The following is a 20,871-nucleotide window of genomic DNA, read 5'->3' on the forward strand; positions in this document are numbered from 1 at the left end:
CCGCGCGTCATTCGGCCGCCCGCAGGTCCGCCGCCTGCGGCGTGATCCTCGGGCCGTCCAGCCACTCGACATTGGCCATCTTGCGCACCACCACGAACTCGTCGCGGTTCGTGCCGATCGTGCCGTAGTAGTTGAAGCCGTAGGCGAGCTGCGCGTAGCCGCCGATCATGTGCGTCGGCTTCACGGTCGTTCGCGTGACGGAGTTGTGGATGCCGCCGCGGGCATGCGTGATCTCGCTGCCCGGCACGTTCACGATCTTCTCCTGCGCGTGGTACATCATGATCATGCCCTTCGGCACGCGCTGGGAGACGACGGCGCGGGCGCAGAGCGCGCCATTGGCGTTGAACGCTTCGATCCAGTCGTTGTCCTCGATGCCCATGGTCGTCGCGTCGGTCTCGCTGATCCAGACGATCGGGCCGCCGCGCGAGAGCGTCAGCATCAGCAGGTTGTCGGTGTAGACGCTGTGGATGCCCCACTTCTGGTGCGGCGTGATGAAGTTCAGCGCCACCTCGGTGTGGCCGTTGGGCCGCGCGTTGTGCAGTGCCTGGTGCGCGCGCAGGTCCACCGGCGGGCGGTAGAGACACAGCGCCTCGCCGAAGGCGAGCATCCAGGGATGGTCCTGGTAGAGCTGCTGCCGCCCGGTCAGCGTGCGCCAGGGGATCAGCTCGTGCACGTTCGTATAGCCGGCGTTGTAGCAGACCTCCTCGCTCTCCAGCCCGGACCAGATCGGCGAGGAGATGATCTTGCGCGGCTGCGCCTGCACGTCGCGGAAGCGGATCGCCTCGTGTTCCTTTGGCAAGGCGAGGTGCCTGTGGTCGCGGCCGGTGAACTTGCCCAGCGCCTCCCATGCTTTCACCGCGACATGGCCGTTGGTCTCGGGGGCGAGGTGCATCAGCGTCTCGCAGGCGTCGATGTCGGTGTGCATCTTCGCCAGCTTGCCTTCGACGCCGGGCACCTCCACCTCCCCGTTCAGGTGGCGCAGGAAGCCGACCTCGCGGTCGGTCTTCCACGCCATGCCCTTGCCGTTGTTGCCGAGCTTCTCCATCAGCGGGCCGAGCGCGGTGAAGCGTGCGAAGGTGTTGGGGTAGTCGCGCTCCACCACGGTCACCGCCGGCATGGTCTTGCCGGGGATCGGCTCGACCTCGCCCTTCTTCCAGTCGCGGACCTGGTGCGTCTGGCCGAGCTCGCCCGGGCTGTCGTGCATCAGGGGCGTGAGCACGACGTCGCGCTCCTTGCCGAGATGCCCGTGGCAGAGCGCCGAGAAGCGCTTCGCAATGCCGCGGAAGATCGCCCAGTCCGTCCGGCTCTCCCAGGCCGGGTCCACCGCCGCGGAGAGCGGATGGATGAAGGGGTGCATGTCGGAGGTGTTGAGGTCGTACTTCTCGTACCAGGTGGCCGTCGGCAGCACGATGTCGGAGTACATGCAGGTGGTGCTCATCCTGAAGTCGAGCGTCACCAGCAGGTCGAGCTTTCCCCGCGGCGCCTCGTCATGCCAGGCGGCCTCCTCCGGCTTCGTCGTCCCCTGCTCGCCCAGATCCTTGCCCTGCACGCCGTGCTGCGTGCCGAGCAGGTGCTTCAGGAAATACTCGTGCCCCTTGCCGGACGACCCCAGCAGGTTGGACCGCCAGACGAAGAGATTGCGCGGCCAGTTCATCGGGTGATCGGGGTCCTCGCAGGCCATCTCCAGCGCGCCCGACTTCAGCGACTGCGCGACATAGGCCGGCACCTGCATCCCGGCGGCCTCGGCCTCCACCGCGATCGTCAGCGGGTTGCGGGCCAGCTGCGGCGCGGAGGGCAGCCAGCCCATGCGCTCGGCGCGGATGTTGAAGTCGATCAGCGCGCCGGTCAGCAGCTTCGGCGCCGTCGGCGAGAGCAGGTCCTTCACCTGCAGCGTCTCGTAGCGCCACTGGTCGGTGTGCGCGTACCAGAAGGAGGTGCTGTTCTGCTGCCGCGGCGGCCGCGCCCAGTCCGTCGCGAAGGCTACGGGAATCCAGCCCGATTGCGGCCGCAGCTTTTCCTGGCCGACGTAGTGCGCCCAGCCGCCGCCCGGCTGGCCGACGCAGCCGCACATCACCAGCAGGTTGATGATGCCACGATAGTTCATGTCGGAATGGTACCAGTGGTTCAGTGCCGCCCCGAGGATCACCATGGACTTGCCGCGCGTCTTCTCGGCGTTGTCGGCGAACTCGCGCGCGACGGCGACGATCTGCGCGCGCGGAACGCCGCAGACGGCCTCCGCCCAGGCCGGAGTGTAGGGCGCCATCGCGTCGTAGTCGGCGCGGCCGTCGCGCGTGACGCCGTAGTTCGCCAGGAACAGGTCGTAGACGGTGGCGACACGGGCCGTGCGGCCATCGGCCAGCGTCACGCTGCCGACGGGCACCTCGTGGGTCACCGTGTCGCCAAGCTTCGTCGGGTTGAAGAACGCCGGGGCGCCGTCGCCGAAGTAGGGGAAGGCGACCTCCGCCGTCTCGCCGCCGGCCAGGCTGAGCCGGGGCGTCACGCTTTCCAGCGTGCGGGCGTCGCGGCCCTCCAGGTTCCACTTGCCCTGCTCGCCCCAGCGGAAGCCGACAGAACCGGTGGGGATGTAGGGTGCGCCCGTCGCGTCGTCGATCGCGACCGTCTTCCAGTCCGGGTTGTTCTGCTCGCCGACGTTGTCCGGCAGGTCGCTCGCGCGCATCTGGCGGTCCGGCACCAGGCGCCCGTCGCGCTCCGTCAACAGCACCAGCATCGGCATGTCGGAATAGCGGCGGCAGTAGTCCAGGAAGTAGTCGCCGCGGCCCTTCGCGTGCCATTCGCTGAGGATCACGTGACCCATGGCCAGCGCCAGCGCGGCGTCCGTGCCCTGCTTCGGGTGCAGCCAGAGGTCGGCAAATTTCGACGCCTCGGAATAGTCGGGCGTCACCGTCACCACCTTGGTGCCGCGGTAGCGCGCCTCGGTCATGAAGTGGGCGTCCGGCGTGCGCGTCTGCGGCACGTTGGAGCCCCACATCATGATGAAGCCCGCGTTGTACCAGTCAGCGCTCTCCGGCACGTCGGTCTGCTCGCCCCAGGTCTGCGGGGACGACGGGGGCAGGTCGCAGTACCAGTCGTAGAAGGACATGCAGACGCCGCCGATCAGCGAGAGGTACCGGCTGCCCGCGGCGTAGCTCACCATGCTCATCGCCGGGATGGGCGAGAAGCCGATGATGCGGTCGGGACCGTGCTGCTTCGCGGTGTGGACGTTGGCGGCGGCGATGATCTCCTCCGCCTCGTCCCAGCCGGCGCGAACGAAGCCTCCCTGGCCGCGGACCTGCTGGTATTCGCGCCGCTTCACGGGATCGTCCTGGATAGACTTCCACGCCGCGACCGGATCGGCGTGCGCCGCCCGCGCCTCGCGCCACAGCCTGAGCAGGCGCTTGCGGATCATCGGGTACTTCACTCGGTTCGCGCTGTAGAGGTACCAGGAGTAGGAGGCGCCGCGGGAGCAGCCTCGCGGCTCGTGGTTGGGCAGGCCGGGGCGCGTGCGCGGATAGTCGGTCTGCTGCGTCTCCCAGGTGACGATCCCGCCCTTGACGTAGATCTTCCAGGAGCAGGATCCGGTGCAGTTCGCCCCGTGGGTGGAGCGCACGATCTTGTCGTGCGCCCAGCGCGACCGGTACGCGTCCTCCCAGGCCCGGCTCTCGGTCGTGGTCTCCCCGTGGCCGTTGGCGAAGGTGCCGGCGTACTTCTTGAAGTAGGTCAGGCGGTCGAGGAAGTGGCTCATCGGTGCTAGTCCTTCCCGGTCATTCGGCAGCCATGGCCGTGGCGGTGGGCGGCTTGCGTTCGACGTCGTGCAGCAGCCCGCCGCGTCGGGTGTAGACCCACCAGGTCACGCTGATGCACAGCAGGTAGAAGATGAAGAAGCACCAGAGCGCCGCGACCGGCCCGCCGGTCATGGCGATCGAGGTGCCGTAGCTCTTGGGGATGAAGAAGGCGCCATAGGCGGCGATCGCGGAGGTGAAGCCGATGATCGCGGCGCTCTCCTTCTCGGCCTGGACCCGGCGCTGCGTAGCGTCGCGGTCAGGCATCAGCCGCGCCATGTCCTTGCCCATGATCGCGGGGATCATCTGGAAGGTGGAGGCGTTGCCCACGCCGCTGGCGAGGAAGAGGAACATGAAGGCCCCAAAGAAGCCCCAGAAGGCGCCGGGCTCGTCCTTGATGCCGATGAAGTGGATCACGCCGTAAACACCGAGCGCCATGGCCGCAAAGACCCAGAAGGTCACGCGCCCACCGCCCCAGCGGTCGGAGACCCAACCCGTCACCGAGCGGGAGAGTGCGCCGACCAGCGGCCCAAGGAAGGCGAGCTGCAGCGCATCCACGCCGGGGAACTGCGTGCGGGCGAGCAGCGGGAAACCGGCGGAGTAGCCGATGAAGGACCCGAAGGTGCCGGTGTAGAGCAGGCACATGATCCAGTTGTGCTTCCGCTGGAAGATGACGGCCTGGTCCGAGAAGGACGCCTTCATGGCGGCGAGATCGTCCATGCGGAACCACGCCGCGAAGGCCGCCGCGGCGATGAACGGCACCCAGACGAAGCCCGCGTTCTGCAGCCAGAGGCTGACTTCCGCCTGGCCGATGCGCGCGGTCTGCGGATCGCCGCCGAGGGCGCCGAACACGCCGGCGGTGATCACCAGCGGCACCACGAACTGGACCACGCTGACGCCGAGGTTGCCGAGCCCGGCATTGAGCGCGAGCGCGTTCCCCTTCTCCCGCTTCGGGAAGAAAAAGGAGATGTTGGCCATGGAGGAGGCGAAGTTGCCGCCGCCGAAGCCGCAGAGCAGTGCCAGCGCCATGAAGATCCAGTAGGGCGTCGCCGGGTTCTGCACCGCGAAGCCGATGCCGAGCGCCGGGACGATCAGCGACCAGGTCGCCAGCGTCGTCCAAAGCCTTCCGCCGAAGACCGGCGGCATGAAGGAGTAGAATATGCGCAGCGTCGCGCCCGACAGGCCGGGCAGCGCCGCCAGCCAGAACAGCTGGTCCGTCGTGAAGGCGAAGCCCACCTGCGGCAGCTTGGCGACGACCACAGACCAGACCATCCAGACCGCGAACGCCAGCAGCAGGCAGGGTATCGAGACCCAGAGGTTGCGCCTGGCGATGGCGCGGCCCTTCGCCTCCCAGAAGACCGGATCCTCCGGCCTCCACTCCTCGATCGCCCGGCCCCGCAGCGCACCAACCTGCGCCGGGCCGTGGATGGACTGCATCTCGGGCAGTTCGGGCAACGCAGCGAGGGCCGGTGCGGCAGCCTCCCGCTCCATACGCAGGACCGCGACGTGCATCCACACCAGCGCGACGGCGCTGACCGCGAACAGCAGCATGAAGCAGGACTGTCGGATGCCGGTCAGGTCGTTGAGCACGCCGAAGAGGATCGGCAGGATGAAGCCGCCCAGGCCGCCGATCAGGCCGACGATGCCGCCCACAGGGCCGACCCGGTTCGGGTAGTAGACCGGGATGTGCTTGTAGACCGCGGCCTTGCCGAGGCTCATGAAGAAGCCCAGCACGAAGACGAGCACGATGAAGGCGCCGACGCCGGTGGCCAGGCGAAACTCGATCGGTCCCTTGATGCCGTCCATGACGTAGGTCGTCGGCGGATAGGAGAGGATGAAGCTCACCACGACGGAGACGCCGAGCGTCCAGTACATGATGCGCCTGGCGCCGTATTTGTCCGACAGCACACCGCCGTAGGCGCGGAAGATCGAGGCAGGCACGGAATAGGCCGCGCCGATCATGCCGGCGGTGGCAATGTCGAAGCCGTAGGCGTCGATGATGTAGCGCGGCAGCCAGAGCGACAGGGCCACGAACGCGCCGAAGACGAAGAAGTAGTAGAGGCTGAAGCGCCAGACCTGCACGTTCTTCAGCGGCTCGAGCAGTGCCGAGATCGGCTCGGGCTTTGCGCCGGATGCCCTCCGGGCTGCCAGCGAGGGATCGTCCTTCGTGCCGAACCAGAACACCGCCGTCGTGACCAGGAGGCCAGCTGCCCACAGCTGCGCTACCATCTGCCAGCCGAAGGCGACCATGACGACGGGAGCGAGGAACTTCGTCACGGCCGCGCCGACGTTGCCTGCGCCGAAGATGCCAAGGGCGGTGCCCTGCTTCTCCTTCGGATACCACTTCGAGACATAGGCGATGCCAACGGCGAAGGAGCCGCCGGCAATGCCGACGCCGAGCGCGGCGAGCAGGAAGGTCGGGTAGTCGTAGGCGAAGGTCAGCAGGAAGGTGGCGATCGCCGCGGCCACCATCACGCCGGCGTAGACGACGCGCCCGCCGTACTGGTCGGCCCAGATGCCGAGGATGAGACGGATCAAGCTGCCGGTCAGGATCGGCGTGCCGACGAGCAGGCCGAACTGCGTGTCGGTCAGCCCGAGGTCCTTCTTAATCTGAATGCCGATGATCGAGAAGATCGTCCAGACGGCGAAGCACACCGTGAAGGCGATGGTGGAGAGCCAAAGGGCGCGTGTTTGCGCTCCAGGCTCTGCTGAGATCGATGCGCCGCTCATGCCCTGCTCCGGTTCCTGCGGGAGTGGCGCAAGAGAGCCACCTGGCCGGCCGCGAGAGATTGCGCGAGATCAAGCGCGGGACACAGCAACCGTGGAATTTTCGGAAATCGGCGATCCGCGTCACGTGGGTTGTTAACCATGAGCAGGACGACCCTTGATCCAGATCAATGGATCGGGCGGGCGCGTTAGCTACACGAACGTGCGACGGAGGCCAGCCCGCGATGAGTAAGCGTGAGACCAACTACGCGATGATCGAGCGGGCCCCATTCTTCCAGGCGGCGGGGGCAGCCGCCATGGCCGAGCTATTGCGGCCGAGCTTCACGCAGCTGCTGCCGAAGGGCACGGTGCTCTTCGAGCAGGGGGAGGAGCCTGAGTTCCTGCACCTCCTGCTCGAGGGCAGCGTCGGGCTTCAGGCGCAAGGCGAAGGCGGCGGCACGACGGTCGTCGAGATCTTCGGCGGCGGTGAGGTCTTCCTCGCCCCGGCCGTCATCCTCAGGCTGCCCTATCTAGCGACGGCGGTTGCGCTGACCGAGATACGTGTGCTGATGATCCCGGCCGACCATTTCCGCGACAACCTGCAGCGCTCCTTCGAGCTGAGCGGTGCCTGCAACGAGCTGCTGTCGCGCCATTGGCGCCTGATTGTCGATCAGGTCGTGGACCTCAAGCTGAACAGTGTCGCGGTGCGCCTCGGTCGCTTCCTGGCTAGGCGCATTTCGGATGAGGCGGGGGCTGGTTGCGCCTCGCTCCCGGAGCCTCGCTCGGCCATCGCGGCGCGTCTCGGCATGACGCCGGAGACGCTCTCCCGCACCCTTGCGGCCCTGGAAGGCAGCGGCAGGTTGCGGCGCACGCCGAATGGACCGACGGTACCCGACCGCGGTGCTCTAGTGAATGATCGCGATGCCCCGCGTCGACGCCGGAGCAGGCCCCGGTCGAATTAGACAACCACAAATTTGGAACTTCAGCCCTCCTTCTTCGAGCCGTCCTCGAGCCTGCCCTTGGCTCGGTGGCGGGCCTGCCCGCGACGATAGAAGCCTGCCCTGTGGCATCTTCGAGATCACGCCTAGCGGCGAGGCCCGGCGTGGCGCGCCACCTGACTCGGCCGGCGCAAGTGGCTATTCCGGTAGGTGCGCCCGCGCGCGGCGCTCGGGATTGTGCCGCCCACCATGTGATCAATCAGGGTGAGTGAGAACGTTGCCGGGTGGCCCCCGACACGACGTAGGACACTGCGTCGAAGAGCTGGCAGGCGGACGCCGTCATGCAGCAAAGCTCGCTGAACCGGCGGCAGACGGCGCGGCTCGGGCCGGGCGTGCCTTCGCGCAGATCGGCATCATCGGCTTCGACGGGCAGATCGAGCGCGAGGCGCTGCGGCTCTACGGCCTGCCCGAGGACGCGCCGGCGGTGCTCTACGGCTGCCCCTCGCTGCCGGCGGGGACGCGGACGTTGGCGATCGAGACCAGCTGTGGCCCCGGAGCGACGGCGAGCGTCGACGTCACGGTGCCGTCCGCGCGGCGGGGCGACTTCTGCTTTCGGGGCGTGCATAACCAGGCACGTCACCGAACTTTGCGCGGTGCCGCAGCCACACAGTACCGCTTCGCTCACTTCCGAAGAGCGATCGGCGCTGGTTACCGTTTGCGGAGCCACTGCGGCGCAGGGCCCTGCCGCGGTCAGGCGATGTACGTCCCGACGTTTGGCGGAACTCGGACGGGTGCCACCGCGCGTACCGACGGCAGCGCTACGTGAGGCGAGAACGTCAGCGAACTCAGCGCCGTCACCAGAGAACGCGCAACGCCTCGCATGCGCGCTTGCGGGCACCTATCCCACCAGCAACTGACTGAATGGCGCGCGCCGCCTGTGCCCCGCGCAGCATCGCAAATGGCTCGGCGCGGAGCCCGTTATGAGTCCCGTGGCGGAGGCAGGACCGATCAGGCCGCAATCGCGAGGAGGCTCCGCAACTCCACCTGGGGCTGCGCGAGATCAGCGATGGTGGTGGCGTCAAGCACGGCAAGGAACGCCTCGCGAGCCGCGCGAAGGCGGTGCTTCAGGCCGCACGCTGGCAGGATCGCACATGGGGCGTCAGCGAAGCACGGCACGATCGCCATGTCCGGCTCCATGTACCGGACGACCTCGCCTGCGGTGATCTTGTCTGCTGGGCGCGCGAGCTGCAGCCCGCCGCCGCGGCCACGCAGCGTGGTCACGTAATCGGCCTGGCCAAGCAGGTGCGCCACCTTCATCAGGTGGCTCTCCGAGATCCGATAAGCCTTCGCGACCTCGGCGATGGTCGCACGTCCATCCGGCTCGATCGCGAGGTGGATCAGCATGCGAAGCGAGAAATCGGTGAGGGTCGTCAGGCGCATGCGCAAAAGCTACATTGTCGCTATTGCTTTTCAAGAGCGGCGCCGCCTATAACATACATGTCTCATGTAGGTTTAAGCTCGATGAGCCCAGCCCGTCTCTTCCTGCTTCCCGGCAACCTCGCCTGCGACGCGCTGCATGTCGATGACACCGACAGCCGCGCGATGCTGCGCACGCTGGTCAATATGCTGGCCTGGAACCTCGTCGCCGTGCTTGCGGTCATCCCCTTCATCTGAGGCTCCGGATCCAGCGCCCATGATCATGGAAACGGACCGCATCACCTCCGAAGCCGACATCGCACGCCTGGTGGACGCCTTCTATGCGCGCGTCCGCCGAGATCCCGCGCTCGGGCCCATCTTCCATGCCACCATTGGCGAGACCGATGCGCAATGGGCCCTGCACCTGGCCAAGCTCCGCCGGTTCTGGTCGGCGGTCATGCTGCGCAGCGGCGCCTATCATGGCGATCCGTATTCCGCGCATCTCCGGCTGCCGGGCCTGACACCGGAGATGTTCGACCGCTGGCTGAATCTGTTCGGCGCGACCTGCGACGAGCTGTTTGCGCCCGCAACCGCCGAGGCCTTCCGCGACCGCGCGCATCGCATCGCGCGTAGCCTGCGGATGGGGATTTTCGAGCGCCTGCCCGCCGTCCGCCAGGCAGCGGAATAGCCGACGCCGTGGCTCTGCCCACGGCCCTGCTTACGATGCACCGACACGTCGTCACCTGACGCGGCGGGCGCGCGATCCTCTCCGGAACGGCTGCTTCGAACCAGCCGCAATACCGGCAGGCGCCGGCCCGTCGCACTGACCCACCTTGCCGGAGGCCGCCCAATAGCGGCTATCAGCCAGCGCCCGGGCTGGCCCTGCTCGTGTCCATGCTGGCCTTCAGCGCAGCGAGCTCCCGCTTCAGCGCCCGCGTCTCCTCGTAGCGCTGGGTCACATCGCGGAGGATCGCCATCATGCCCTCGATCCGACCATCCTCAGCCCGGATCGGAATGATCGTGAATTCGATCGAGATCCGCGTCCCGTCCTTTCGATGCGCAGGCACTGCGAGGACATCGCCGTGGCCATAACGGCTCTCGCCTGTCTGCATCACGCGATCGAAGCCAGCCCAGTGCCGGGCTCGCTGCGGTTCGGGGGTGATGATGTCGAGGGAGCGACCCAACGCCTCGGCGGCGGTGAAGCCGAAGAGCCGCTCGGCTCCTGGATTCCAGAAGCAGATCGCGCCATCCCGATCGGCGTAGATTATCGCTTCGGAAACGCTGTCCAGAACCGCGCGGCCCAACCGGGAAAGCGAGTAGGCCGGAAGATTGCTGTCGTTCACCTTTCCACGCTCCCATGGCTGGTGACCTGTCGCTCGGTCACAATCAGGTGCATCGGAATGTCATACGGCTGTGGGTCAATCCTCCCGAGTTGCGACCAGATCGAACCCCACGCCGATCGTCAGTGGCCGCCGGGGCATGGTGGCCAGCGTGCGGTCGTAATAGCAGCCGCCGTAGCCGAGCTGGTAGCCGCTGCGATCGAAGCCAACCAGCGGCGCTATCACGGTGTCCGGCAGCAAGGCCGCGCCATCGGCCGGCACGGCAAGCGCGATGCTGCAGGGGCTGTCTCACCTGCGGGAGGCGCTGGGTGCGCCGCCGCGGCCCGGGTCAGCACCCGCCGAACCGGCCGCCGGTGGTGAAGGCCGAAATCAGGCGCGGGACGTCTATCGCCGCGGACTTCCACCGTGTCCACCGGCTATGCAGCTATGCGCGCTTTGACGGCGTTGATCGCGTAGTGGATCGCCTCTGCGGGAGCATTCGAGTTGCCGCCACAGCCGTTCCGTCTGCCCGGTGTAGTCCTCAAAAGCGGTGAAGGAGAACAAGCACCATACCGCCACGCCGCCAGCGGAACCGGACCGGACGCGCCCGTGCGGATCGCGCGGCTTTCACTCAGCCGACCTCGATGCGCGCCAGTCGGCCCGGGAACGCAAGACGTCCAGGTTGACGAAGATCGCGCCGGCGGCGGTCATCAGCGCGAGCGCACCCCAGGTGAATGCATAGATCAGGTGGTTGTTCGGGAAGCTGATCACCGTCAGCCCGCCAACGGGAAGTGCGCCACCGGGGCCGGCCTGCGCATCGATGAAATATGGCGCCGCTCCACGCAGCCCGAGCGAGGCAGCGATTGCGGCGACGTCGCGGGAATACCAGCGATCGGCGGCAGGGTCGTTCAAGCGCAGGAATCCACCTCCTGGCTCCGACATCCGCAGCAGCCCTGTTACCGTGACGCGGCCTGAATTGAGGGCCGAGGATGCGGCCTCGCGCCTTCCCGCCGGCACGAAGCCGCGGTTGACGAGGACCGTCGTCCCGTCGTCCCGCGCGAAGGGCTGCATCACCCAGTAGCCGCCACCGAGTTCCGTCGCTGCCTGCACGAGCGTGGGCCGGTCGGCTGTCCATGCACCGGTCACCGTCACGCGCCGGTACTCGTCTCCCGCCGCGGTCAGCGCCGCCCATCGCTCCGGCACGGGGGCCGGCACGGGATCGGCGTGTACTCGCGCCTCCACGCGCGCGATAAGGTCGAGCTTCCAGGCGCGGCGATGCACCTGCCATGTCGCCAGCGCCGTAAGGCCGCCCACGACGAGGACCGCGACAAGATTGAAGGCGAGCAGCGCAGCGACCCGCCGGCCGGTCAGGGCCGTTGCGGCGCCTGGTGCGGCGACATCGGCATCATATTCTGGTCCATGTGGTACATGACCCATATCGAGCCGACCAGCGCTATGACGACGAGCGTGAGCGTGAAGGCGAGGGCCATGAAAGTCCAGCCGCCCTCGGACTTCGTGTTCATGTGCAGGAAGTAGATCATGTGGACCACGATCTGCACCGCGGCGAGCGCCATGATCACGATGACGGTCCTGACCGTGTCCTCCAGCACGTTGCCCATCACGAGCCAGAACGGGACGGCTGTCAGGATCACCGACAGGACGAAGCCCGTCATGTAGCTCCTGAAGGTGCCGTGCGGGCCGTCAGCATGATCGTCCCGGTGCGTCCCCTCATGCCCGGCGTTGCCGCCGTGCGCGGGCTCAGTCAGCGCTTGCGCCTTTGCCGGATTCATCGCATGGCCCCCATCAGGTAGACGAAGGTGAAGACGCCGATCCAGACCACGTCCAGGAAGTGCCAGAACATCGAGAGGCAGGTGAGCCGGCGCCGGTTGGCGGCGATCAGCCCGAAACGGTGCACCTGCACGATCAGCGTGACAAGCCACACGATGCCGAAGGTAACGTGCAGCCCGTGCGTCCCCACCAGCACGAAGAACGCGGACAGGAATGCGCTCCGCTGCGGTGTCGCGCCTTCTCTGATGAGGTGCGAAAACTCGTAGAGCTCGATGGCGACGAAGGCCGCGCCGAAGAGGCCTGTAATCGCCAGCCACCCGACCGTGGCCTGGAGCCGGTCCTTGCCCATCTCGAGCATCGCGAAGCCATAGGTGATGGAGGAGAGGAGCAGCAGGCTGGTGTTGAGGGCGACGAGCCTGAGGTCGAACAGATCCGCCCCGGACGGGCCGGCGGCGTAATTGCGACCGAGCACGCCGAAGGTGGCGAACAGCACCGCGAAGATGAAGCAATCGCTCATCAGGTACATCCAGAACCCGATCAGCGTGCTGCTGCCGTGGACGTGCTCGTCCTGCTCGTAGAAGTCCGGTGCCGCGGCGGCCTCGGACGACTTGGTCACCTCCTGCATCGCCTCAAGCCCCCGATCCCGAGAGCTGCCGCGTCCGGATCCTCTCGAAGCGGGCGACGTCCTCGGCCGCGACCGTGGTGTCCCGGTCGTAGTCGAAGGTATGGGCGATCGCAGCCGCGAGGAGCGCTACGAAGGACAGCGCGGCGAGCCACCAGATGTACCAGACAAGGGCGAAGCCGAGCACCGTGCTGAGCCCGGCCAGCACCACCCCGGCCGCGGTGTTCCTGGGCATCGGGATCGGACGGTAGCCGCCGAGCGGCCGATCGTGGCCGCGCTTCTTCATGTCCCACCAGGCATCATAGTCGTGCACGATCGGCGTGAAGGCGAAGTTGTAGGGCGGCGGCGGCGAGGAGGTGGACCATTCGAGCGTCCGCCCGCCCCAGGGGTCGCCCGTCGTGTCGCGCCGGCGCTCGCGCCGGACGAAGCTGACGACGAGCTGGACCACGAAGGCCAGGATGCCGGCCGCGATGATGACCACGCCAATTGCTGAGATGAACAGATAGGGCTGCACGCTGGGGTCGTCGAAATGCTGGGTGCGGCGCGTGAAGCCCATCAGGCCGAGCGCGTAGAGCGGCGTGAACACGGTCCAGAAGCCGACCAGCCAGCACCAGAAGGAAACGCTGCCCCAGAACGGGTCGAGCCTGTAGCCGAATGCCTTCGGGAACCAGTACTGCACGCCGGCAAGCAGGCCGAACACCACGCCGCCGATGATCACGTTGTGGAAGTGCGCGACCAGGAACAGGCTGTTGTGCAGCACGAAGTCCGCCGGCGGCACCGCCAGCAGGACACCAGTCAGCCCGCCGACCACGAAGGTGGGGATGAAGCCCATCACCCAGATGAACGGCCCTTCGAACCGGATCCGCCCCCGGTACATCGTGAAGAGCCAGTTGAACACCTTGGCGCCGGTCGGGATGGAGATGATCATTGTCGTGATGCCGAAGAAGGCGTTCACGTTGGCGCCCGAGCCCATCGTGAAGAAGTGGTGCAGCCAGGTCAGCCAGGAGACGATGGCGATCACCATCGTCGCGTAGACCATGGATGTGTAGCCGAAGAGCCGCTTGCCGCAGAAGGTCGACACGATCTCCGAGTAGATTCCGAAGGCCGGCAGAACCAGCACATAGACTTCCGGATGCCCCCACATCCAGATGAGATTCATGTACATCATGGAGTTGCCGCCGTAGTCGTTTGTGAAGAAGTGCGTGCCGACGTAGCGGTCGAGCGCCAGCAGGGCGAGGGTCGCAGTCAGGACCGGGAAGATCGTGACGATGATCGCGTTGCTGGCGAGCGTCGTCCAGCAAAAGACGGGCATCTTCATCATCGTCATGCCAGGTGCGCGCATCTTCACGATGGTGGCGATCAGGTTAATGCCGGACAGCGTCGTGCCGACTCCGGCGACCTGCAGGCCCCAGATCCAGTAGTCCACGCCGACGCCGGGGCTGTAGGCCGCCCCCGACAGGGGCGGATAGCCAAGCCAGCCGGTTCGCCCGAACTCACCCAGGAAGAGCGACATCATCGTCAGTATCGCGCCGCCGGTGGTCATCCAGAAGCTGAAGTTGTTCAGGAACGGGAAGGCGACGTCGCGCGCCCCGATCTGCAACGGCATGATGTAGTTCATGACGCCGGTCACGAACGGCATGGCCATGAAGAAGATCATGATCGTGCCATGCGCCGTGAACACCTGGTCGTAGTGGTGCGGCGGCAGGTAGCCCTCGGACGCGCCGACCGAGAGCGCCTTCTGCGTCACCATCATGACGGCGTCGGCGAAGCCGCGAAGCAGCATCACGATCGCCAGGATCACGTACATGATCCCGATCTTCTTGTGGTCGATGCTCGTGAACCACTCGCGCCAGAGGTAGCCCCACTGGCCGAACCACGTCACCGCGCCGAGCAGCGCGACGCCGAGGATCGCCACGCCCGCGAAGGTCACGACCAGGATCGGCTCGTGGTAGGGAATGGCCTCGAGGGAGAGGCGGCCGAAGATGAGGTGCTGCAGGTCCAGGTTCGAGAACATGCGGAAGCCCGTTCGGATCAGTGTTGATGGCGTTCGGTGGGCCGGTCGTTCAGCTGGGCCGGGGCGGAGCCGCGGTCGGCGCCAGGCAAGGCGTTGCCCTGGCCCTGGTCCGGCTCGGAGCGGGGCTGGTTGACTCCGCCGCGGCTCAGGCCCTGGTCGCGGGGTCTCATGCCCTCGGGCTGCACGCTTCCCTGCGGCGGACGGCCCGAGGCGGGAAAGGTCGCGCCGGCGGGTTCGTGGCCGCTCTCGAGCCGCCGGTTGTCGTAGTCGAGGCGCTCGCGGTTACCCACGCTCTCCCGCCCCGCGCCGCCGATCCTGTCGATGTGGTGCATCTCGTCCACGCACATCCGGCCCGGGCGGACGCAGAGGCCCACGATGGCGGCGAAGAGGCCGTCCTCGACCGAGGCATAGTGGCGCACCGGCTCCGCCTCGCTGGGCTGCTCCAGCCGGAGATAGGCGTCGCGGTCGAGGCGTTCCCCGCCGGACCTCACCCTCGCGACCCACCGCGCGAAGCCGTCGTCGCCGAGGCCGTGGAAGCGGAAGTTCATGCGCGAGAAGCCGGCGCCGCTGTAATGCCCGGAGAGCCCCCAGTAGTCGCCCTCCTGGTTGATGACGGCCTGCAGGCGCGTCTCCATCCCCGGCATGGTGTAGATCATCCCCGCGAGGGCCGGGACGTAGAACGCGTTCCATACGGAAGAGGAAGTAAGCCTGAAGGAGATCGGCCCGTTCACCGGCGCGGCCATCTCGTTGACCGAGGCGATGCCGAGTTCCGGGTAGATGAACAGCCATTTCCAGTCGAGCGCGACGACCTGCACCTCGAGCGGCCTGGCGTCGGCCGGCACGGGCCGGCCCGGCGCGATGCGTCCGAGCGGCCGGAACGGGTCAAGGGTGTGCGTGCTGATCCAGGTCATGGCGCCGAGCGCGATGATGATGAGGAGGGGTACGGTCCAGATCACCACCTCGAGCTGGGTCGAATGGTGGAAGTCGGGGTCGTAGGTCCCCTTTGGGTTCGAGGCCCGGTAGCGCCAGGCAAAGAGGAAGGTGAGCGCGATGACCGGCCCGATGACCAGCATCATCAGCGCGGTGGACGCGATGATGAGGTTGCGCTGCTGGACCGCGACGTCGCCGGACGGATCCATGACGACCATGCCGCAGCCCGAGAGCAGCGCGGCCGGGAGCAGGAGCGCGGCCCTGCGGAGCGTTCGCCCGAGCGTGAGGCCGGACCGACGGCCGTGGTCGGCCGGAGGATGGCTGGCGTGGCGCATCGGTCAGACCTGCCCGACTTCGGAGCGCGACAGTCCGAGCGCCAGCAGCGTCGTGACCGCTCCGGACAGCAAGTAGAGGCCCACGCAGGCGAGCCCGTAGGTCGCGGACAGATAGAGCACGATCAGCGGGGCGAAGCCGGCGCCGAGCAGCCAGGCGAGATCGGTCGTGAGGCCCGCGCCGGTGTAGCGGTAGCGCTGCTCCAGCCGTGACGTCACCGCCCCGGAGGATTGCCCGTAGGACAGGCCGAGGAGAGCGAAGCCCGCATTGACGTAGATCGTCTGCCCGATCGCATTCTCTTCGATGATCAGCGGAGCGATCGTGCTGCAGATCGCGAACAGCGCGATCAGCCCCGCCGCGAGCAGCAGGAGCCTTCGACGCCCGATCTGGTCGGCGATGAGGCCGGAGGCGACGATCGCGCCGGCACAGATGAAGGCGCCCGAGCACTGCACCATCAGGAACTCGCCTGCCGAGCGATCAGTGAAGAGGGTGATCCAGCTGATCGGGAACACGGTCACGAGGTGGAACAGCGCGAAGCTCGCAAGCGGGATCAGCGCACCGAGGACGAGTTCGGGCGCATGGTTGCGCAGCAGCGGCAGGATCGGCGAGGGCTGCAGGTGCCGCTGCTGCAGCAGGTTCGCAAACTCGTCCGTTGCGACGAGGCGGAGACGCGCGAAGAGGGCCACGACATTGACGGCGAAGGCGCAGAAGAAGGGATAGCGCCAGCCCCAGTCCAGGAAGTCTGATTCCTGCAGGTTGAGCATGAAGAAGGAGAACAGGGTGCTCGCCACGACGAAGCCGAGCGGCGCGCCGAGCTGCGCGATGGCGGCGTAGAAACCGCGGCGCTCGGGCGGCGCGTTCAGCGCGAGCAGCGAGGCGAGCCCGTCCCATGCGCCACCGAGCGCCAGCCCCTGTCCGACCCGCAGCACCGCGAGGAGGTAGAGGGCCCAGCTGCCGATCTGCGCATAGCCCGGCAGGAAGGAGATCGCCATGGTCGAGAAGCCCAGCAGGAAGAGCGCGACGGCGAGCTTGACGCCGCGTCCGTGCCGGCGGTCGATCGCCGTGAAGATGACCGACCCGACCGGCCGGGCGACGAAGGCGAGAGAGAAGATGCCGAAGGCGTAGAGCGTCGCGGTAACCGGCTCGGCGAAGGGAAAGAACACCTTCGGGAAGACCACCACCGAAGCGATCGCGAAGACGAAAAAGTCGAAATATTCCGCGGTCCTGCCGATGACGACGCCGATCGCGATCTCACTCGGCGCGACCTTGTGGTCGGTGGACGCCAGGCGCGCGTCGCGCTCCAGCGGCGTGGAGGAAGGAAACGGCGCTTGAACGTCCTCGATCGGCATCTTCGCGGTCGCCTTTGCCAGGAAGCATCTTCATCGCAGGTCCCGTCTGCTCGGCCGGAGCAAGATCGACGGGAGCGCAGGATGTGTCTTGTTGGCATTGTCCTTAGGAGCCAGGAGAACGGAAGGTTGCAGCTTGTCACGGCCGGGCCGAAGCGGACAGGCTGAATTCGGTCCCATGTTGCAGGGCGGATGATCGCTGCGCGACCGCGTTCCGCTGTCGCAATGCTCGGCCCAACGCCTCTGCGGCGCGTCGGCCGCGCCCCGAAGCTGCTCCTTGCCTATCGCGCCGTCGAACCTCGCGAAGGCCGAGACAGCCGAGTTCTGGCTGGCGGACGGCACCAAGGCGCAGGTCGAGGTGCTTGGGAGAGGCAAACAGTTTGTCTTGCACGGCATCCACCCCGATACGCGCCAGCCATATGCCTGGACCGTAGCGGCATCTGAGGCGTGCCTCTGGCCGCACTGCCGGTCGTCGCTCCGTGCCGTGTTCGGGCCTTCCTCGCCGCCGCAGAGAGCCTCTGGCGCGCATCGCGAGCCGGGGGCAGGCCGACGATGACGCTCCGGTGCCGCGGCGGCGCGGCTACGTATTGGAGGAACAATCGCCGGAACGGACGCCGGAGCATTGGGTCCGGTCCGCGCCGCCGCCCGTGCCAGAGTCCGAGCCGGCCAAGGCGCCAGTGAGCGAACAGGTCGGCCATGTGATCCCGACCTGGACGCGTCTGCCGCCGAAACCCGAATCAGAGCCCTCGCCCGCTCCTGCTGCCGACGCTGCTGAGGCTGCCGTGCAGCCACGGGCGAAGCGCACCCGGCGCAAGAGTAAAGGGAAGACGCGACGCGCAGCTGACCCGTTCGACCCGAACGACTATGGCGTGAACTGCTATCGCTGCGGCTACCTGATCGAGCCAGCGCGCGAGCGGCGCGGGCTTATGACCTGTGCAGGGTGTGGCTAATGCGTGTGCAGACTACGGCCGTCGCGAGCGCCGTGGATCGCCTGACTATGAGCCGCTACCGCTGAGTCCGACCCTGACCGGTCCTACTCCGGCTCGAAGTTCGCGCTGCGCAGCATGTCGGAGTTGCGGGCGATGTCAGCCGCCATGAAGCAACTGAACGGCTTCCGGACCGATAGGCCGGGCTCGACGACCGCAGGAAGATGATGGAGGCGTATCGAGGACGGCCGGACAGAGCCATGGTGCCCTCAAAACGCTGCCGCATGAGCCATAGTCGGCGTGCCTGGGCGGGTAAGCAATCGGTCACCAGGCACCGCACCTGTTGCTTCGACATCAACGAGGGTGCGCGATGATTGCTGTCACCTAGATGCTGACCCATCCGCCATCCATGGTGATGGCGGAGCCGGTCATCGTGGCGGCTTTCTCGCCGCAGAGGAAAGCGACGAGGTCCCCGATGCCCTCAGGAGTCGAGAAGCGCCGCATCGGCTGCTTGGCGCGCAGCAACTCGGAAGCCGCGTCTTCAATGGGGACGCCTCGCTCCGCCGCGATGCGCTCGATCTGCCTCTCGACAAGCTCCGTGCGCACCCAGCCGGGGCAGATCGCATTGCAGGTGATGCCGTCGCCCGCCACTTCGAGCGCAACCGTCTTCGTCAGGCCGAGCAGGCCATGCTTCGCGGCGACGTAGGCGCACTTGCCTTCGCTGGCGACCAGGCCGTGGACAGAGGCGATGTTGACAATGCGGCCCCAGCCTCGCCGACGCATGCCGTGCAGCACGGAGCGCGACAGGCGGAAGGCGGCAGAAAGGTTGAGCGCGATGATCTCGTCCCAGCGCTCGTCGGGAAAGCAGGCCACCGGTGCGACATGCTGGACGCCCGCGTTGTTGACGAGGATGTCGGGCTCGCCGAGCTGTGCCGAGCAGGCGGCGAGCAACGCCGTGGCGGCGTCATGCTCTCGCAGGTCGGCGGCTGCATAGCCGACCCGACCTCGTTCGCCGGACCGCGCGAGGTGTTCCGCAACCTGCTCGCCTTCCTCGCCACGGCCGCTCAGCATGACATCACAGCCGGCAGCGTATAGGGCCTTGGCGATGCCAAACCCGATGCCACGTGTGGAACCGGTAACGAGCGCTATCCGACCGCTGAGCTGGGCGCCGGGAACAGCCATGGTAGCGGTTTCACAAGGGAAGCGATCCATTGGGGGCGGACCTCCTCGTTATCGTTGGCTGACCTGCTGCGGGGTGGCGCCTGCCCGGGTAGCTGGGCGGGCGAGCAGCGCCGCGACGATCCGCTGCGTCGCCGCTGGCAGCATGAAGATCGGGAAGACGCTCATCGCTAGGTACAACTCGACGCCGGGCTGGTGAGCGAGGAACGGCGCGGCTGCGGCCCAGACGAGGGTGATGTTGCGGTTGCCGCTAACGAGGCCCACCGTCAGCGCACGCCGGCGCTCAAGCCCGGCAAAGAGAAGCGCCCCGACTACCTGCAGCGCGACGTTGACCAGAAATGCCAACACGAGTTGTAGGAGCGCCCGGGCGGGGCCCGCCACGATCTGCTCGCGCATGCCTCCCATGGCGCCGATCGCAACCAATAGCAGCCCGAGCACGGCGATACCCGTCATGGCGTTGGGGTTTTCCGCCACCCACCGACCAGCGTAGCGGCGCAGCAGCCACGACGTGAGGCCTGCGCCGCCGATTATTGCGGCGAGGCGCAACGACATGGTCAGCGGGTCGATTGCGAGTTCAGCGCCCGCAAGCGTCGCCGCGAGCGGTGGCAGGTAGAGCGGTGCCGCGAGGGTGGCCGCGATGGTGGCCAACAGCGCGAGCGGCGCGCTCAGGCCAAGCATCGCCGCGATCGCGGCGGCGCTGCCGACCGGCGGTGCGAGCGTGCACAGCAGAAGACCGAGGGCGATGTCCGGCCCGGGCCGCAGCGCCTGCACCAGAACATAGGCAAGCAGCGGGACGCCGAAGGTGGACCAGGCAACAATGAGAAAGATGGTTTGCCTGTCGGCCGCCTCCTGGCGGAAGACGGTGCCATCCACCTTAAGAAAGGCGCCGAGAGTGAAGACGAAGACGGCGACACCCATCAGCGGGCGCGCGGCGTCGGCCAGCGCCGGCGTGATCAAGCCGATCAGCACGCCCCCGCAGAGCAGCACAGGGCCATTCCTACCCGCGCGGGCAAGAAGCGCGTTGGCCCCGGCGTTCATGGCGCCGCTCGGGTGACACGCTGCATAGGGCTCACCCCGCGTCGTTGCGAGGAGTTGATCGTGATCTCGGCCGCGCCGAACGCATCGAGAGATGCTGCGACCCCACCCTCCCCACAGATCTCACGCGCGTGTGTTTCAGCTGCACGCAGCTCGGCCGCGCTCGTCGAACCGACCGCGAGGCGCTCACGCATATGCAGAATGAATTGGCCCGGTGTGACCATCGTCTCGACCTGCTCGACCGAGCAGAAGCAGGGCTTCGCGGCCCAGGCCGCCGGACGGCAGAATGCGATTAGGTCGTCGCCTTCGACGAGGCGCATGGCGCCACGGACATCAGGCGCGTGCCTGGCCCGCACCTCCTCGCGCGGTTCGGACGGGCTGGGGGTGGGGACGAGCCAATCTTCCGACCCCTTCTCCCGGTCCTGTGCCTGATGGACAGCAGGCGAAAAGATCAGTGCCGCCGCCAGAAGCGCGGCGTGGGTGAGTAATCTCGTCATGCGGCTTCTTCCCAAGAGTCGCGTCCGCGAGAGCGTCCGTCCG

General features: G+C 67.2%; 17 protein-coding genes. 3 read left to right on the top strand and 14 right to left on the bottom strand.

What is annotated here, in order from left to right:
• Positions 1 to 7: 7 nt before the first annotated feature.
• Positions 8 to 3,742: a nitrate reductase subunit alpha gene (locus tag ACLF3M_RS14470; RefSeq protein ID WP_430657643.1), complete on the bottom strand. Its 3,735-nt coding sequence runs from the start codon at positions 3,740 to 3,742 to the stop codon at positions 8 to 10.
• Between the two features lie 19 nt (positions 3,743 to 3,761).
• The gene (locus ACLF3M_RS14475; RefSeq protein ID WP_430657644.1) at positions 3,762 to 6,509 is read right to left on the bottom strand and encodes a nitrate/nitrite transporter; all 2,748 of its coding nucleotides are present in this window, start codon (positions 6,507 to 6,509) and stop codon (positions 3,762 to 3,764) included.
• 248 nt (positions 6,510 to 6,757) lie between these two features.
• Between ACLF3M_RS14475 and ACLF3M_RS14480 the strand changes: the two genes are divergently transcribed.
• Positions 6,758 to 7,447, top strand: a complete 690-nt coding sequence (locus tag ACLF3M_RS14480) for a cyclic nucleotide-binding domain-containing protein (protein ID WP_430657645.1) — start codon at positions 6,758 to 6,760, stop codon at positions 7,445 to 7,447.
• A gap of 984 nt (positions 7,448 to 8,431) precedes the next feature.
• On the opposite strand, the gene ACLF3M_RS14485 is transcribed toward ACLF3M_RS14480, so the two are convergent.
• Positions 8,432 to 8,863, bottom strand: a complete 432-nt coding sequence (locus ACLF3M_RS14485) for an Rrf2 family transcriptional regulator (RefSeq protein WP_430657646.1) — start codon at positions 8,861 to 8,863, stop codon at positions 8,432 to 8,434.
• Positions 8,864 to 8,944: 81 nt separating this feature from the next.
• Between ACLF3M_RS14485 and ACLF3M_RS14490 the strand changes: the two genes are divergently transcribed.
• Together ACLF3M_RS14490 and ACLF3M_RS14495 are read left to right on the top strand one after the other, a co-directional pair.
• Entirely contained in the window at positions 8,945 to 9,097 is a 153-nt protein-coding gene (locus ACLF3M_RS14490) for a hypothetical protein (protein ID WP_430657647.1), read from the top strand.
• A 19-nt stretch (positions 9,098 to 9,116) separates the two neighbouring features.
• Positions 9,117 to 9,527, top strand: coding sequence for a group III truncated hemoglobin (locus ACLF3M_RS14495; RefSeq protein ID WP_430657648.1), 411 nt, complete (start codon positions 9,117 to 9,119; stop codon positions 9,525 to 9,527).
• 172 nt (positions 9,528 to 9,699) lie between these two features.
• On the opposite strand, the gene ACLF3M_RS14500 is transcribed toward ACLF3M_RS14495, so the two are convergent.
• From ACLF3M_RS14500 to ACLF3M_RS14550, 11 genes are all read right to left on the bottom strand, one after another.
• Entirely contained in the window at positions 9,700 to 10,182 is a 483-nt protein-coding gene (locus ACLF3M_RS14500; RefSeq protein ID WP_430657649.1) for a PAS domain-containing protein, read from the bottom strand.
• Positions 10,183 to 10,257: 75 nt separating this feature from the next.
• Positions 10,258 to 10,440 carry a 5-formyltetrahydrofolate cyclo-ligase gene (locus ACLF3M_RS14505; RefSeq protein ID WP_430657650.1) on the bottom strand — a complete coding sequence of 61 codons (183 nt, stop codon included), beginning with the start codon at positions 10,438 to 10,440 and terminating at the stop codon, positions 10,258 to 10,260.
• Positions 10,441 to 10,785: 345 nt separating this feature from the next.
• Complete coding sequence (locus tag ACLF3M_RS14510; protein WP_430657651.1) at positions 10,786 to 11,472, bottom strand: SURF1 family protein; 687 nt, start codon at positions 11,470 to 11,472, stop codon at positions 10,786 to 10,788.
• A gap of 53 nt (positions 11,473 to 11,525) precedes the next feature.
• A complete protein-coding gene (gene cyoD / locus ACLF3M_RS14515) occupies positions 11,526 to 11,948 on the bottom strand; it encodes a cytochrome o ubiquinol oxidase subunit IV (RefSeq protein WP_430657652.1) in 423 nt (140 codons plus the stop codon).
• A complete protein-coding gene (gene cyoC / locus ACLF3M_RS14520; RefSeq protein WP_430657653.1) occupies positions 11,945 to 12,571 on the bottom strand; it encodes a cytochrome o ubiquinol oxidase subunit III in 627 nt (208 codons plus the stop codon). Before cyoC ends, cyoD begins: the two co-directional genes overlap by 4 nt.
• 4 nt (positions 12,572 to 12,575) lie before the next feature.
• Complete coding sequence (gene cyoB / locus ACLF3M_RS14525; protein WP_430657670.1) at positions 12,576 to 14,552, bottom strand: cytochrome o ubiquinol oxidase subunit I; 1,977 nt, start codon at positions 14,550 to 14,552, stop codon at positions 12,576 to 12,578.
• Positions 14,553 to 14,599: 47 nt separating this feature from the next.
• Entirely contained in the window at positions 14,600 to 15,847 is a 1,248-nt protein-coding gene (cyoA, locus tag ACLF3M_RS14530) for a ubiquinol oxidase subunit II (RefSeq protein ID WP_430657654.1), read from the bottom strand.
• A 3-nt stretch (positions 15,848 to 15,850) separates the two neighbouring features.
• Positions 15,851 to 17,194: an MFS transporter gene (locus ACLF3M_RS14535; protein ID WP_430657655.1), complete on the bottom strand. Its 1,344-nt coding sequence runs from the start codon at positions 17,192 to 17,194 to the stop codon at positions 15,851 to 15,853.
• A gap of 1,307 nt (positions 17,195 to 18,501) precedes the next feature.
• A complete protein-coding gene (locus tag ACLF3M_RS14540; protein WP_430657656.1) occupies positions 18,502 to 19,329 on the bottom strand; it encodes a 3-hydroxybutyrate dehydrogenase in 828 nt (275 codons plus the stop codon).
• A gap of 18 nt (positions 19,330 to 19,347) precedes the next feature.
• A complete protein-coding gene (locus tag ACLF3M_RS14545; protein WP_430657657.1) occupies positions 19,348 to 20,334 on the bottom strand; it encodes a hypothetical protein in 987 nt (328 codons plus the stop codon).
• Entirely contained in the window at positions 20,331 to 20,828 is a 498-nt protein-coding gene (locus ACLF3M_RS14550) for a hypothetical protein (RefSeq protein ID WP_430657658.1), read from the bottom strand. Before ACLF3M_RS14550 ends, ACLF3M_RS14545 begins: the two co-directional genes overlap by 4 nt.
• Positions 20,829 to 20,871 lie beyond the last annotated feature (43 nt).

This window comes from Falsiroseomonas sp. HW251, assembly GCF_050563545.1.
Classification (GTDB): Bacteria; Pseudomonadota; Alphaproteobacteria; order Acetobacterales; family Acetobacteraceae; genus Falsiroseomonas.

What these genes read in the sequence shown, in the direction of transcription:
- ACLF3M_RS14470 (WP_430657643.1), bottom strand. Translation starts at nt 3,742, where the DNA reads ATGAGCCACTTCCTCGACCGCCTGACCTACTTCAAGAAGTACGCCGGC.
- ACLF3M_RS14475 (WP_430657644.1), bottom strand. Translation starts at nt 6,509, where the DNA reads ATGAGCGGCGCATCGATCTCAGCAGAGCCTGGAGCGCAAACACGCGCC.
- ACLF3M_RS14480 (WP_430657645.1), top strand. Translation starts at nt 6,758, where the DNA reads ATGATCGAGCGGGCCCCATTCTTCCAGGCGGCGGGGGCAGCCGCCATG.
- ACLF3M_RS14485 (WP_430657646.1), bottom strand. Translation starts at nt 8,863, where the DNA reads ATGCGCCTGACGACCCTCACCGATTTCTCGCTTCGCATGCTGATCCAC.
- ACLF3M_RS14490 (WP_430657647.1), top strand. Translation starts at nt 8,945, where the DNA reads ATGAGCCCAGCCCGTCTCTTCCTGCTTCCCGGCAACCTCGCCTGCGAC.
- ACLF3M_RS14495 (WP_430657648.1), top strand. Translation starts at nt 9,117, where the DNA reads ATGATCATGGAAACGGACCGCATCACCTCCGAAGCCGACATCGCACGC.
- cyoD (WP_430657652.1), bottom strand. Translation starts at nt 11,948, where the DNA reads ATGAATCCGGCAAAGGCGCAAGCGCTGACTGAGCCCGCGCACGGCGGC.
- cyoC (WP_430657653.1), bottom strand. Translation starts at nt 12,571, where the DNA reads ATGCAGGAGGTGACCAAGTCGTCCGAGGCCGCCGCGGCACCGGACTTC.
- cyoA (WP_430657654.1), bottom strand. Translation starts at nt 15,847, where the DNA reads ATGCGCCACGCCAGCCATCCTCCGGCCGACCACGGCCGTCGGTCCGGC.
- ACLF3M_RS14535 (WP_430657655.1), bottom strand. Translation starts at nt 17,194, where the DNA reads ATGCCGATCGAGGACGTTCAAGCGCCGTTTCCTTCCTCCACGCCGCTG.
- ACLF3M_RS14540 (WP_430657656.1), bottom strand. Translation starts at nt 19,329, where the DNA reads ATGGATCGCTTCCCTTGTGAAACCGCTACCATGGCTGTTCCCGGCGCC.
- ACLF3M_RS14545 (WP_430657657.1), bottom strand. Translation starts at nt 20,334, where the DNA reads ATGAACGCCGGGGCCAACGCGCTTCTTGCCCGCGCGGGTAGGAATGGC.
- ACLF3M_RS14550 (WP_430657658.1), bottom strand. Translation starts at nt 20,828, where the DNA reads ATGACGAGATTACTCACCCACGCCGCGCTTCTGGCGGCGGCACTGATC.